The sequence below is a fragment of the Occallatibacter sp. genome (assembly GCF_036502485.1).
Taxonomy (GTDB): domain Bacteria; phylum Acidobacteriota; class Terriglobia; order Terriglobales; family Acidobacteriaceae; genus Telmatobacter.
The window spans coordinates 15,269-29,627 of sequence record NZ_DASXYM010000084.1 but is presented as its reverse complement, the minus strand read 5'-3'; the positions used below and the strand labels follow the sequence as shown (position 1 = coordinate 29,627).

The following is a 14,359-nucleotide window of genomic DNA, read 5'->3' as shown; positions in this document are numbered from 1 at the left end:
GATGAATCGGATCCCGATCATTTGAGAGCACTTCCGCAAAATACACACCGATGTAACAGGAATTCGGTTCCCGGGTAGCAGGTCTAGCGTTGTGGCGGGGGAAGGAGCGACGTCTACTAGGACTCGAAGATGAGGGTGAGTCCGGAAGGCAACAGCAACACTTCAGGGCAAACCGAAAGGGACGAACGGAGGTACCCAATGAGAGGACTTATGTGGATGATGGGATGGCTGGCCATGGCGTTCGGCGCTGTTACCTATGCGAAGGCCGACCCATTCGCCGCAGACGTGGCCCGGGTCGACAAGATCAAGGTGGCCGAAGCGGCAGAGCTGAAAGGGGACCTTGCCCGGATTCACGAGCAGTTCAGCGACGCCACGGGATATTACAAGGAGGCGATTAAAGCTACTCCGGGCGAGGCCAAGCTCTACAACAAGCTCGGGATCTCGTATTTGCAACTGCGGGACTATGGATCGGCGCGCAAGGCATTTTCGCAGGCGGTCAAGCACGATCCGCTGTTCGTAAATGCGTACAACAATATGGGCGCCGCGGAGTGCCTGAACAAGAAATACAACGCGGCGATCCGGGATCTCAAGAAGGCGCTCGAGCTGAATGAGGCGAGCGCACCTGCGCACTTGAATATGGCTGAGGCATGGGCCGGGCTGGGCCAGATGGACCGGGCCATGACGGAATATGCGCGGGCGCTGGAACTGAACGCCGACATCCTGAGCGGAAGCGCGGATGGGGTTCAGGTGCGGGTGAGCACACCGGAGCAGCGCGGCCGGGTAGACTACATGATCGCCATGGCGTACGCGCGACGCGGCAACATGGAGGGCGCACTCGAGTATCTGAGCCGCGCCAGGGAGCAACACTTCTCCGGACTGAGCAAAGTGTACGAGGAGAAGTTATTCGCGTCGCTCTGGGGCGACCCACGGCTGGAAAAGATCATTAAGCGGTAGACGCCTGCGGTGCGGCCAGCTAACTGCCTCCTGCATGCCGCACGAACCGGAACGCCCTCGCGATTGGAAGGACCGCGGGGGCGTTGCCGTGTCTGGGATCAGATGTTTTAGGGGATGCAGTGCTCAAGTGATCACTGTGTAAGAGCGCCGAGGATGAAGCAAAGGGCTGAGAGAATGGAGATATGCCCATCGGCTCCGTCGCGCGCGTTTACGATGTCGTAGTTCTGGGAGCCGGAGCTGCAGGGCTGATGTGCGCGGCGGTGGCCGGAGAGCGCGGGCGGCGGGTAGCGCTGCTGGATCACAACGCCCAGCCCGGACGGAAGATCCTGATATCCGGCGGCGGCCGGTGCAACTTCACCAATATCCACTGCGCGCCCGACCGCTTTCTCTCCGCCAATCCGCACTTTGCCAAATCAGCGCTGGCGCTTTACACCCCGCAGCACTTCCTGGAACTCATCAACCGTTATCGCATCCCCTGGCACGAGAAGACGCTGGGTCAACTGTTCTGCGACCACTCATCGTGGGCTGTTCTCGACATGCTGCGGGCGGAGTGTGAGCGGGGGCGGGTGCACCTGGTTCTGAATGCGCGGGACGTTCGCGTGGAGCGGGCCGGCGAGGGCGGCCGGTTCCGGGTTGAATCGCACGCGGGGAACTTCGAAGCCGACGCAGTGGTGGTGGCGACCGGAGGGTTGTCGATTCCGAAGCTCGGGGCTACGGGCCTGGCGTACGATCTTGCGAGGCAGTTTGGGCTGCGCGTGGTTGATCCCCGCCCCGCGTTGGTGCCGCTGGTGCTGGGCGGCGAGGAGGCACACTGGACCGAACTGACAGGCGTGTCGGCTGAGGTGATTGCATGGGCTGGCGAGGACTCGGATGCGAGGCATGGCCGTAGGCCGGCAAAGCGCTTTCGCGAGAAGATGCTGGTGACCCACCGGGGCCTGAGCGGGCCGGCGATTCTGCAGGCGTCGTCCTACTGGCGGCCGGGAGAGGCTCTTCATCTGGACTTTGCGCCAGCTCTGAAGAGCGGCGAACGACTGTTGCAGACGCTGCTGGAGCCGCGGGGGCGGCGCGATGAGACAGCCTTCCGCCAGGCCCTGCGTGGGTTCCTGCCACAGCGGATGGCAGATCGCGTGGCCGAAGTAGGCGCCCCCGAAGGGTGGGGGAACGCGGCATTGGACGCGAGCGAGCGGAGGCTGCGCGACTGGGAGTTCCATCCCGCGGGGACTGAGGGTTTCGAGAAGGCCGAAGTGACGGCCGGCGGCGTAAATACCGACGATTTGAACGCCCGCACCATGGAAGCGCGGATTATGCCGGGCCTGTTCTTTATTGGCGAAGCGGTGGACGTGACCGGGCACCTGGGTGGGTTTAACTTCCAGTGGGCTTGGGCGTCGGCCGTGGCGGCGGGCAGCGCGGTCTAAGTCGGCGCGGGTACGGCTGTGCTGATGAAGCGGGTAATGATCTCGGCGGAGCGGCGTGGCTGTGTCTGCAGAAGCAGATGCGGGCCGTCGATACGCTCGATGGGAATGTCAGGCCTGAGGCGGAGAATCTGGTTGACCCCGGCGGCGCCGATGAGGCGGTCGCGCGTGGCATACAGATAGAGGATGGGTTGTGCAAGCTTCTGCAGGGCTTCCCGGGCATCGCAGCGGAGAACGGCTCCGAATCGGGCGGCCAGTGTGGCGGGGGCGACCGGGGCGATGGTTCGCTGGACTGTCTCGGTCACGCCATCGGGCGCATCGGAGCCAACGAGAAACGTTTGGGCGGCGATGGTGGTGAGCGGGATGTGAAAGAACCAGGGCGAGGCCGCTATAGCCATCATGGACTCGATGCCGCTGAGCGGGTTCGAGGCGAATCCATTGCACAGGATGAGGGCATCAACGGCACTGGGCAGCTTTGCCGCGAGTTCGATTGCAAGAGGCGTAGAGAAGGACTCCGCCAACAGGATGCAAGACCTTGAGGCAGGCAACACCGCACGCACCTCGCGCTCGGCGTCGGCATAGGAGTAGCACGCAGCGGGATAGCGGACGACTTGCGTGTCGAAGCGCGGGCCGAGTTCTTCGATGAGGGCGTCAAAGAGGTCACCGGAACCTTCCAGTCCGGGTAGAAGCAAGAGCATTGGGCGCGTCGGGCTCATCGGCGGTCGAGATCATGCTACATCAGGGGTTTGGCGGGATTCGCTGTGCCCACCCTCGTCCCAGAAGCGAAGATGCCGCGAGTGCGCGCGGAGCGAAGGTGGATCACCACCAGCTTTCCATCTGCGCGCCCCAGGTGAGGCCCTGGGTGCTCGTGGTGTAATCGGGGCCGCCGATCTGCCCCTTGAAACCGTTGCCCCACTGCGCATACGTCACAAAGCCTCGTATGGCGGGACGGCTCATGAAGTGCCGGCCGAGCGAAACCTGCGGTGCGAACGTGAGCTTGAAAAGGTAATCGCTGACGCCGGTGTCCTTGTTGTCGGTCCAGTCCACGAAGGGCTCGAGGGCCAGGTTCACATAGTCATTGAAATGGACCTGCGGGCGCGCGCCGCTGGAGAACCAATGCTGCCTGCCTCCGTACTCCTTGTACTCCGTGAGCTGATAGAGCACGACCGGGCTGACCGTGAAGTGATTGCCCGTTTCAAAGATCATGTTGTCGGCCACGCGGAAGCGGTACGACCCCGAAGCATCCGGCCGGATGAAAGTTCCCGCGGAAGTGGCATAGGTCTCGAATCCCGAGGTGAAGGTCTTGGCAGGCCCGTGACCGTACTGGATGAAAAATTTGTTCATGTTGCTTTCGCCGGCCCATCTTTCGGCGGTATGGATGAAGGTGACGGAAACACCGGTCGCGCTTGAGGCGGAATTTCCCGCTTGATCCTTTCCAGCGGTGGAGTGGGTGACGTCAAAGCCGAATTCACCGGTGCCGCCCAACATTTTCGTCTCGTAGAGGCGAAGGTCGAAGTTGCTCTTGTTGAAGCCGGCTTTGTTTGTGGCATCGGGCTGCGGGGCATCGCTGAATGCGCTCTGGGAACCGATCCCAATCCAGGCGAGAGCCAACTTCCCGAAGGGCAGCTTGATATCCTCCACGCCACCGCCACCGCCGCTCATGTTGTACATGAAGAAATCGTCGATGTGCATGTCATGACGGCGATAGTAGCGATTTCCCGCCCACACCTTCAGGGTGGGCTGGGCGGCGCTGATGTTGCCGATGGCGCCCCATGCCTCCGCGATCCCAAAGCTGGTGCCGCTGGAAACGTTGTAGTTCTGGTAGGGGTTGAACATCGAGACGCGGACCTGGAAGTGCCCGAGAGGCTGCGTAGACGGTCCCCCAGCGGGGTTGTGCGCAAGAGAGAACGCGTCGGGGAGGTAAAAGGTCTTGGAAAAGGCGAGCTCCCCGTAATTTTCAGGCTCATTACCCAAGCGGCCCTTGGCGAGCGCGCCCGGCGCCTGGAAGCCAACCTGCGGACCTCCTTCATCGTCATGGCCGTATCCCGCTCGGAAGTACCCGGTGATGTCGATGTAATTGCGCAGGATTGTCTCCATCCTCTCGCGCACGGGAGACGCTTGTTGCTGCGAGAGTGAGAGCTGCATGGAGTTTGTGGGGTGTTCGAACGGGTCGCTCGCCTGGGCTGACTGGTTCTGTGACTGCGCCGGAGGCTGAGTTGTTGCCGCCTGCCCGATGGAGGCGGGGCGCGAGATCGGAGCGGCAGAGGCTACCGCGGCGGAGTCTGCTGCGGGATGTGCGTTCGCGGTTTCGAGCTGCTGCAAGCGCTGGTCGAGCTGTTTGAGGCGGTCCTGGTACGCGTGGCTCATCGCGGCGTAATCCTGTTTTAGCTGATCCATCTGCTGGCGGATCTGCTCAAGTTCGCCGGCTGACTGGGCCTGTCCTCTGGCTTCAAAGACCAGCAGCGTTATACAAATTGCGACGGCAACTCTGACTTTGTACCTCCGCACGTCACACCTCCCGGGCGCTTGCGATACGACTTCCTTTCGCCAATAGAGGCATGAGAAGGAAGAGCATGGAGTTTACGCAGCATGCGATCACTCCTGCGCGCGCGAGTTAACTGTCAAAACGTTCAGCCGCGTGCGAGAGACCTGCAGCGATCGCTGTTTCACCGCATGCAGACCTGGTTCTCGCATTTTTGCCAGCTGACACCAAACCGCAATCGAACTTACCTTCAGCGCGCGACTCGAGTGCGAACAAAACCGTAACGTAGACGTTCGTCAAAAACGAACTGCCCGTGCAGGTGCATCATCCCTGCTGCATGTTCAACCCGAGCAAGCGCACTGAAACATGCCTCTTATCTCTCGATGAAAGCGATGGCATATGGCACAGATCAGAATTCTCACTCCACTTTCCGGCCAGGTGTGGCCGCTTGAACGTGTCCCGGATCCGGTGTTTGCCCAGAAGATGGTGGGCGATGGACTGTCCGTCGACCCTGTGGACAACGTGCTGCTGGCTGCGTGCGATGGCGAGGTCGTGTCGGTGCATCCTGCGGGGCACGCCTTGACGCTGCGGACGCAGGAGGGCCTCGAACTCATCATGCATGTAGGCATTGACACCGTTGCATTGAAGGGAGAGGGTTTCACCGCACACGTGAAGAAGGGCGACAAGGTGCGGGCCGGCGATGCACTGATCGAGTTCGATCTCGATTTTCTTGCCACCCGTGCCAAGAGCCTGCTGACCCAGATCGTGGTGGCAAACAGCGATCGCGTTGCGGCTTGGGAGCGCGCCAGCGGTTTTGTCGCGGCCGGCAAAGACACACTGTTCACGGTGACGTTCACCGCGGCGGAAACCGCGACAGCCGCGGAGGGTATGGCGACCGTCACCTCTGAAGCCGTGATCATTCCGAATCGCACGGGGCTGCATGCACGTCCGGCGGCGGTACTGGCCAATCTGGCGCGCAGCTTCAAATCAGCCATCAAGCTGCAGACCGGAGAGCGGCAGGCGAATGCGCGCAGTGTCACGGCCATCATGGCGATGGAGGTTTCCTACGGAGCCAAGGTGCACGTGATTGCCTCGGGTCCCGATGCTGCGGCCGCTGTGGAGAAGTTGCGGTCGGTTTTGGCTGAGGGCTGTGGCGACGAAGGATGTACTCCTGCGCCGGCGCCTGCAACCACCACTGTGAATGCCTCGGCTGCGCCGGCGTCGCGACGGAAGTCGGCCGATCCTAACGTGCTGGCGGGCGTGGCAGCCTCACCGGGCCTTGCGGTGGGCGAGATCTTTCAGGTACGGCGCGCGGAGATTGAGGTGCAGGAATCTGGACACGGCGTCGACGACGAGCGCCGCCACTTCGATGCAGCGCTTTCTGCGGCGCAGGGGCAGTTGGAAGCACTGCGGGCGAGTCTGCATGCCAAGGCCGATCCAGCCAAGGCGGCGATCTTCGCGGCGCATCAGGAGCTGCTTGCCGATCCGGATTTGCTGGAGATGGTGGAGTCCGCGATGGCGAAAGGAAAGAGTGCGGCGTTCGGATGGAAAAAGGCCGTAACCGTTCACGCGGACCGGCTCGCCGCGCTGCGCAATGAACTGCTGGCGCAGCGCGCCAATGATCTGCGCGACGTGGGTACGCGGGTGCTAGCCCTGCTCGCCGGCGCGGACATCCGCCAGCCTGATTATCCGGCCAATGCGATTCTCATCGCGGAAGACCTGACGCCTTCCGATACCGCCACGCTTGATCGCTCGCGGGTGCGGGGCTTCGCGACGACGCGCGGCGGGGCGACGTCGCATGTGGCGATCCTGGCGCGCTCGCTGGGGTTGCCGGCGCTGGCCGGGATTGAGCCGGGAGCTCTCGACGTCCCCAACGGCACCACCGTGATCCTTGACGGCAATAAGGGAACACTGCGGCTGCACGTATCGGCCGAGCAGATTGCGAAAGTGCGTTCCGCGCAGCAGGTAGCGGAAGAGCGCCGCAAAACCAACCTGGCGCATGCGATGGAACCTGCCATTACGACAGATGGCACGCGCATTGAGGTGTTCGGCAATATCGGCGGCTTGAAGGAGGCCCGGCAGGTGGTAACGCTGGGCGGGGAAGGCGTTGGGCTGCTGCGTTCGGAATTTCTGTTCATGGAACGTGGGGACGCGCCGGGCGAAGAGGAGCAGTTCGAGCTTTACAAGTCGATTGCGGAAACGATGGGCTTGGAGCATCCGCTTACGATACGCACCCTTGATGTGGGAGGCGACAAGCCCCTGTCTTATCTGCCGATTCCTGAAGAGGACAACCCATTCCTGGGCGAGCGCGGAATTCGTGTGGGGTTGGATCGCCCGGAGATTCTGCGCACCCAGTTGCGCGCCATCCTTCGCGCTGCGGCTTACGGGCAGGTGCGGGTGATGTTTCCCATGATCACCACCCTGGATGAGCTGCGCGATGTGAAAGCGATGCTGGCGGAAGAAGCCGCTGCGCTGGGCGTGCCGACGGTGCCCACGGGCATCATGGTGGAGGTCCCGGCGGTGGCAGTGATGGCGGCGCAGTTTGCGCGCGAGGCGGACTTCTTCTCCATCGGCACAAACGACCTGACGCAGTACACGCTGGCCATGGACCGTGGTCATCCGAAGCTGGCCCCACGAGTAGATGGGCTCAATCCAGCGGTGCTCAATCTCATCGCACATACCGTCGAGGGCGCTCACGCGGCGGGCCGGCATGTGGGGGTGTGCGGGGGAATTGCTACCGACGCCTGTGCCGTGCCGCTGCTGATTGGGCTGGGAGTGGATGAACTCAGCGCCAGCCTGCCGGCGATTCCCGCGGTGAAGGCGCAGATCCGCACGCTTAACATCGATAGCTGCCGCAAGCTGGCGACCAGCGCCCTCACTGCCGAGTCCGCGGAGGACGTGCGTGCGCTCGTGGCGAGCTTTGAATCCGAACCATCACTGACCGGCGCGGGGGCATGACATGAAGATCTCCTTTCAGGGCGCGTTCTCTCTGTTGCAGAAGGTGGGCAAGTGCATGATGCTGCCGGTGTCCGTGCTTCCAGTGGCGGGCATCCTGCTGGGCGTGGGCAGTGCGAATTTTCCATGGTTGCCGCTGTGGCTATCGCAGATCATGGCGACCGCGGGAAGCGCCATCTTCGGGAATCTGCCCCTGCTGTTTGCGATCGGCGTCGCCATCGGGCTTGCCGACAACGACGGCGTGGCCGCCATGGCCGGCACGGTGGGCTATGTGGTGTTCCTGGCGACGCTGGGAACCTGCGCGAAGCTGCGCGGCATCGAAACCGACACGATCATGGGTATCCCATCGATCGAAACCGGCGTATTCGGTGGCATCATCGTTGGACTGATCGCGGCAGCGGTGTTCAAGCGGTTCTATCGAACGAAGTTGCCCAGCTATCTCGGCTTCTTCTCCGGGAAGCGCTCGGTTCCGATCATCACGGCGTTCGCCGTCATAGTGGCCGGGGCCATGCTCAGCTTCATCTGGCCTCCCATTGATCGTGCCATCGACGCATTCTCGCATTGGGCGGTGCACGAGAGCCCGGCGCTGGCTTTCACGATCTACGGAGTCGTGGAGCGCGCGCTCATTCCATTCGGGCTGCACCACGTGTGGAACGTGCCGTTCTTCTTTCAGGCCGGCGACTATACCGACCCGGCGACCGGCACGCTCGTACATGGCGAGATTGCGCGCTTCATCTCGGGCGATCCCACGGCAGGCAGGATGACCGGTGGCTATCTGTTCAAGATGTTCGGCCTGCCCGCGGCAGCTATCGCTATCTGGCGCGCTGCGCGTCCCGACCAGCGAGTCAAGGTGGGCGGTATCATGATCTCCGCGGCACTGACTGCGTTTCTTACCGGCATCACAGAGCCCATCGAATTCTCGTTTCTGTTTGTGGCGCCGGTGTTGTATGCGATACATGCGGTGCTTGCCGGCGCGGCGTACCTTGTGTGCATACTCTTGAACATCCGGCACGGCTTCACGTTTTCCCACGGGCTCATCGATTACATTGTGCTGTTCAACAAATCGCATAATGCGCTTTGGCTGTGGGTGCTTGGGCCCATATGGGCTGCGATGTATTACGGCGTGTTCTCCTTCGCCATTCGCCGCTTCAATCTGCTCACACCGGGACGCGAGGTGGAACAGGAAGCAGGCGCAGCGGTGCGCTCTGCCGCAGACAGCTTCGAGCTGCAGATTGTGCGCGCCTTCGGCGGCCGCAGCAATATAGCCAGCCTGGACGCGTGTATCACGCGTTTGCGCGTGAAGCTGAATGATGTCACCAAGGCGAGCCCCGAAAGACTCAAGGCTCTTGGCGCCGCGGGTGTGGTGATTCTAGGAGACGGTGTGCAGGCCATCTTCGGCACGCAGAGCGAAAATCTAAAGACCGAGATTCAGGAGTACCTGAAAACTGCGGGGCCCGAGGCCGACGAAATCGAAGAACCTTCGCCAGTGAAGGCGCCCGTGAATCCTGGCATGCAGCCGCCGCTCCGCGATCCGGATGCGGCGCGCAAGGCCAATGTCTACATTGCGGCGGTGGGCGGCAAGGGCAATATTGTTCGCGTGGATGCCTGCGCGGAAACGAGGCTGCGGCTGGTGGTACGCGAAGTGAGCCATGTGAGTGATGCGGATCTGAAGGCGGAGGGCATTGGTGGCGTGGTCCGTCTGGACGGAGATGTGATCCATCTGCTCGCGGGACTGAACGCGGACCAGTACGCTGCGGAGATGCGTGCGCAGCTTGCGGCCTGATCAGGCACGGTCAGCTGTCTCTGAGAACATAGAGGAAACGCGTCGGGCGCGAGTTTCGGCTTTTGGGCGCGGACCCTCAACAAGGGGCAGGCCTATGGGAACTGCAAAGCTTTGGACAGATGAAGAAGCCGCAGCCGATCCGCGAGTGAAGGCGGTATTCGACGACATCCGCATAACCCGCAAATCGGAATTTGTGAACAACTTCTGGCGCGCTCTCGCCAGTCAACCCGCGTTACTGGAACGAACGTGGACCAGTATCAAGCAGGTGATGCTCGCGCCGGGGACTCTCGATCCGCTCACCAGGGAACTCATCTACATTGCCGTTTCCGCAAACAATGCCTGCACGTACTGCGTTCACTCCCACACGGCGGCGGCGCGCGCCAAAGGGATGACGAATGAGCAGCACGGTGAGTTGCTGGCGATCGTAGGGCTGGCGGCTGAGACTAACGCCCTCGCGAATGCTCTGCAGGTTCCGGTGGATGCGGAGTTTCTGGTTTTCTGAGACAGGCTACTGATTCGATGGCGCCGGGGCGCGTTTGGGCGGGGTGAGCACGAAGCCCTTGCGCACCAGAGCGAAACCCGGCTGCGGCAGTTCGGCTTGGAGAAGCTGGTTGTCAGGGCCGGCGAACAGGTCGGTTTCTTCTCCGGATATCGTTGCAGCCAGATGGTGCACCGCAACTGCCTTGCCCTCCAGGGCACCCTGCTCATCTGCGAAGGTTGCGAACTGAACAGCCTGCGTTGATCCGGCCTGCTTGGGAAGGATGACCCAGAGATCGCGGCCGTTCTGCGCGGCGGCAGCCAGCAGCAGAGTCTGAAGTGCGCCGGGGTCAAAGTCCGGCAGAAGTACGGCCGATGCGTGCAAGGGCAGGCGTGAGGTGGAACTGCGACCCTTTGCCGAGATATTCACCAGTAAGTTCGACGCGTCGGGCCTGGCGATGACGTTGACGACGGAGTTGTTGACGATGCCGCTGAGCACAACGTGCTGAAGGTGATGGTTCGTGTCCTGTTGTTCAGTCTTTGACAGGCTATATTCGAGGCCCTGCATCGAGACCTTCACGGTGGCGGTGGAGTCATAGCCGGACGTGCCGGGAGTTATCTGAAACGACGCTGTGCCAACCTGGTGGCCGTTCTGACTTACCGTGAAGCTTCCTGATTGTGCGTGGGCCTCACCGGCGCCGATCACCAACAGAAGGGCGATCATCCACCCAGACACACCAAGATTGAGCAAGCCTTTCATCTGTGTAGTTAGACACGAGCCGGCACGAACGGTTGTGATGGGCGAGGAAGATTTGCCAAAATGAAGAGGGCTCGCGGTCAGCCTGTGAGCCAAGATGTCTTGTCAATTCCCCGCCCTCTTCTTTCCCGCTTTATTCGGGCTTACCCAGTTTGTTCCGCCAGATGTGGCCATCGCGCTCCAAAAGGCGATCAGCGCAGTCGGGGCCCCAGGAACCGGCGAAGTAATTCGGGAACACCTCAGGCTCTTTGGCGGCCCAAGCCTGCAGAATCGGCGTATAAAGCGCCCAGTTGATCTCCACGCCGTCGCGATGCGAGAACAGCGTCTGATCGCCAAGCATGGCATCCATCAAGAGCCGCTCGTAGCCGGTGGCGGTGGACTTGCCGAAGGCCTGCGAATAATCGAAATCCATGTTCACCGGGCAGACGGCCATCCCCGGCGCGGTGGGCACCTTGGCTCCAAACCGCAGGGCGATGCCTTCGTCGGGTTGGATGCGAATGCTGAGGACGTTGGGCTGGATCTCCGTGCAGGGGCCCGCCGCCTGCATGCGGTTGAAGATCAGCAACGGCGGCTGCTTGAACTGAATGGTGATTTCAGTGGCGCGTTTTTTGAGGCGTTTTCCGGCGCGCAGATAGAAGGGCACTCCGGCCCATCGCCAGTTTTCAATCTGCAGGCGCACGGCCGCGTAGGTCTCGGTGCCCGACTCCGGATTGACGCGTTCCTCTTCCCGATAGCCGCCAACGCGCTTGCCGTCCACGATGCCGGGACCGTACTGGCCGCGCACGGCGTTGAGGATAGGAATGTTGGGAATGGATTGCCACAGCTTGACCTTTTCGCGGCGGACGGCGTCTGCGTCGAAGCTGGAGGGCGGCTCCATGCCGACGAAGCTGAGCAGTTCCATGACGTGGTTTTGGAGCACGTCGCGCAGCGCGCCGGCCTTTTCGTAGAAAGGGCCGCGGCCTTCAATGCCGATGCTCTCGGCCGCGGTGATCTGCACGTGGTCAATGTAGTTGCGATTCCAGATGGGCTCGAAGATTCCATTGGCGAAGCGGAACACTAATATGTTCTGGACCGTCTCCTTGCCAAGATAGTGATCGATGCGGAACACCTGGTTCTCGTGGAACACGGCATTGACCTGGTGATTCAAGTCGCGAGCCGATTCGAGATCGTGGCCGAAGGGCTTCTCAATGACCACGCCGATGCGCCCGTCTTCCACTTCGTTCATGCCCTGGGCGCCGAGGTTTTCGACGATGGAAGCGAAGTATTCCGGAGCCGTGGCGAGATAGAAAAGACGATCGTTGCCGATGCCTTTCTCTTTCGCGATGCGGTCTAACTCGGTTTTGAGTCCGGCATATCCCGCGGCATCGTCGAAGGTGAGTGGATAGTAACTGACGTGCTGAATGAATTCATCGAGTTTCGGGTCGGATGCTTCTACTCCGCCAAACTGGAGGATGCCTTCCTTCATGTCTTCAGCGAATTCATTGCCGAGCGGGCGGCGCGCAACCCCTACAATGGCGAACTGCTTTGGGAGCAGGCCGGCCTGACGCAGGTGAAACAGCGAAGGCAGAAGCTTGCGTTTGGTCAGGTCGCCGGAGGCGCCGAAGATCACCAGGATGGCGGGATTGGGGATTCTTTCGGTGGCCGGCGGCACGCTCGAAAGGTCCTCAGGACGAACTCTCATCTGCACGGTTGCCATAAATCGATCTCCGATCGACAGGGGGAGGGGGTAGGGGATAGGGAGCAGGCGCCACATCGCAGTCTGCCTTTTGTAGACTCCCTATCGGCTGTTCGTATTCCCCTTGGTTAGTCTTTCTTGACGGCATGGCCGCCGAAGGCGTTGCGCATGATAGCCAGCATGCGGTCGGTGAAGTTGTTTTCTTCGCGGGAACGAATGCGGCGGATCAGTGATTCAGTAATGACGGGGGCCGAGACGTTCAGGTCGATCGCCTCGAAGACAGTCCAGCGGCCTTCGCCGGAATCAGCCACGTAGGCGGACAATCCGTCGAGAGTGGGATTTTTGCTGAGGGCGTCGGCGGTAAGGTCGAGGAGCCAACTGCGCACTACGCTGCCGTAACGCCAGATCTCGGAAATCTGCGCCAGGTCGAGGTCCAGCTCTTCTTTCTTTTCCATGATGGTGAAGCCTTCGGCGAAGGCCTGCATCATGCCGTACTCGATGCCGTTGTGGACCATCTTGACGAAGTGCCCGGCGCCAGCCGGCCCCACGTGACCCCAGCCCTTGTCTTTCGCGGGGGCAAGTGTTTCAAAGATGGGGGTGAGGTAGTCGACGGCGTCTTTGTCGCCGCCGATCATCATGCTGTAACCCTCTTTCAGGCCCCACACGCCGCCGGAGGTTCCTACGTCGACAAACTGAAAGCCCTTGGCGGCGACTTCCGCATGGCGGCGCTGCGAATCCTTGTAATTCGAGTTGCCGCCATCAATCAGGATGTCGCCCTGATTGAGCAGCGGCTCGAGTTGGGCGATGGTGTCGTCGACCGGCTTGCCCTGCGGCACCATGATCCAGATAGCCTTGCGGCCCTCAAACTTTTTGGCCATCTCTTCGAGAGACGAAACGCCCACGTTGCCTGACGCCGTGAGTTTCTGCACGGCCTCAGCGTTGAAGTCGAAGCCAATCACCTGGTGGCCGCCGAGCCGCAGACGTTCCGCCATGTTGCCGCCCATTTTGCCGAGGCCGATCAAACCGAGTTGCATCTCGTTCTCCCTTCGAGAAGCGTCAAAAGACGCTTAATGTTTCCAGATCGCGCCGCAACTGCTCGGCGCCGTCAAACCGAATTGCCTTCATGCCCGCCGCCTCTGCGCCAGCGACGTTTTCCTGCCGGTCGTCAATGAACAGAATGCGCTCCGCTGGCTTGCTTAGGATATTGAGCGCGCGCTTGTAAATGGCCGGGTACGGCTTACGCAGGCCAACGTAACAGGAACTTAGAGCGACGTCGAACGTGTCGCGAAGATTGTATTTCCTGAGGCGGTACTCGTTGGGCTCGCGTGCCTCGTTGTTCAAACAGCCAAGCATCCACTTGCCAGATGCGGCCAACTCCTGAAGGATGCTTAACCCGCCGTGCGGAAGCGGGACGGATTGCGCGAACAGCGCCTGAAGGAAGTCGTCCGCGGTGAAACGGCGTGGCTCATAGAACACCGTGAGATCGAGGTACTGCTTAGCCGTAATGACGTCGCGTTCCCAGGCGTCGTTGGGTTGCGGATGGCGCGCTTCGAACTCGGCAGCGTCCAGACCGAACTGGTCCAGCACAGCCTTGCGCTCGCAATGATCCCAACCGTTGGTAAGCAGGACTCCGCCTACATCGAAAAGGATCACGTCGAAGGGGAACATCGGCGCCTCACTTCCAGGCAGCGTGTAGCTGCATCCTGTGCGGCTGCGGAAACCGGAGCAGCCATGGAACGGCTTGAATTCATGTGATGAGGCAAGATAGCAGGGGCTAAAGCCCCGATGCAGGGAATCAGTGATTCATCGGCCCGGCTAAAGCCGTGCCCTGTTACAAACCCGCGCAGATTTCTGATCGTTTACC

The 14,359-nt window shown here is 61.3% G+C and carries 11 protein-coding genes; 5 read left to right on the top strand and 6 right to left on the bottom strand.

Features of this window, described 5'->3' with window-relative positions:
- Positions 1–198: 198 nt before the first annotated feature.
- Together VGL22_RS12010 and VGL22_RS12005 are read left to right on the top strand one after the other, a co-directional pair.
- Entirely contained in the window at positions 199–954 is a 756-nt protein-coding gene (locus tag VGL22_RS12010) for a tetratricopeptide repeat protein (RefSeq protein WP_465267167.1), read from the top strand.
- Between the two features lie 182 nt (positions 955–1,136).
- Positions 1,137–2,369, top strand: a complete 1,233-nt coding sequence (locus VGL22_RS12005) for a BaiN/RdsA family NAD(P)/FAD-dependent oxidoreductase (RefSeq protein ID WP_465267166.1) — start codon at positions 1,137–1,139, stop codon at positions 2,367–2,369.
- Here VGL22_RS12005 and VGL22_RS12000 read toward each other — a convergent pair.
- On the bottom strand, positions 2,366–3,064 hold the full coding sequence (locus VGL22_RS12000) for an alpha/beta fold hydrolase (protein WP_465267165.1): 699 nt from the start codon (positions 3,062–3,064) through the stop codon (positions 2,366–2,368). The two genes, VGL22_RS12005 and VGL22_RS12000, sit on opposite strands and share 4 nt — an antisense overlap.
- Before the next feature lie 121 nt (positions 3,065–3,185).
- Entirely contained in the window at positions 3,186–4,874 is a 1,689-nt protein-coding gene (locus VGL22_RS11995) for a carbohydrate porin (protein WP_465267164.1), read from the bottom strand.
- Positions 4,875–5,247: 373 nt separating this feature from the next.
- Here VGL22_RS11995 and ptsP point away from each other — a divergent pair, with 373 nt between their 5' ends.
- The 3 genes from ptsP (at position 5,248) to VGL22_RS11980 (ending at position 10,088) form a co-directional block, all read left to right on the top strand.
- Positions 5,248–7,806 carry a phosphoenolpyruvate--protein phosphotransferase gene (ptsP, locus tag VGL22_RS11990; RefSeq protein ID WP_465267163.1) on the top strand — a complete coding sequence of 853 codons (2,559 nt, stop codon included), beginning with the start codon at positions 5,248–5,250 and terminating at the stop codon, positions 7,804–7,806.
- Position 7,807: 1 nt separating this feature from the next.
- Positions 7,808–9,586 (top strand): PTS glucose transporter subunit IIBC, encoded by a 1,779-nt coding sequence (gene ptsG / locus VGL22_RS11985; protein WP_465267162.1) that lies wholly within the window; start codon positions 7,808–7,810, stop codon positions 9,584–9,586.
- 94 nt (positions 9,587–9,680) lie between these two features.
- Positions 9,681–10,088, top strand: a complete 408-nt coding sequence (locus VGL22_RS11980; RefSeq protein WP_465267161.1) for a carboxymuconolactone decarboxylase family protein — start codon at positions 9,681–9,683, stop codon at positions 10,086–10,088.
- A 6-nt stretch (positions 10,089–10,094) separates the two neighbouring features.
- On the opposite strand, the gene VGL22_RS11975 is transcribed toward VGL22_RS11980, so the two are convergent.
- The 4 genes from VGL22_RS11975 to VGL22_RS11960 all read right to left on the bottom strand — a co-directional run bounded on the left by VGL22_RS11975 (position 10,095) and on the right by VGL22_RS11960 (position 14,163).
- Entirely contained in the window at positions 10,095–10,814 is a 720-nt protein-coding gene (locus VGL22_RS11975; RefSeq protein ID WP_465267160.1) for a hypothetical protein, read from the bottom strand.
- A 139-nt stretch (positions 10,815–10,953) separates the two neighbouring features.
- Entirely contained in the window at positions 10,954–12,516 is a 1,563-nt protein-coding gene (gene zwf, locus VGL22_RS11970; RefSeq protein WP_465267159.1) for a glucose-6-phosphate dehydrogenase, read from the bottom strand.
- 107 nt (positions 12,517–12,623) lie between these two features.
- Positions 12,624–13,529, bottom strand: a complete 906-nt coding sequence (gnd, locus tag VGL22_RS11965; RefSeq protein ID WP_465267158.1) for a phosphogluconate dehydrogenase (NAD(+)-dependent, decarboxylating) — start codon at positions 13,527–13,529, stop codon at positions 12,624–12,626.
- A 22-nt stretch (positions 13,530–13,551) separates the two neighbouring features.
- Entirely contained in the window at positions 13,552–14,163 is a 612-nt protein-coding gene (locus VGL22_RS11960) for an HAD family hydrolase (protein ID WP_465267157.1), read from the bottom strand.
- Positions 14,164–14,359 lie beyond the last annotated feature (196 nt).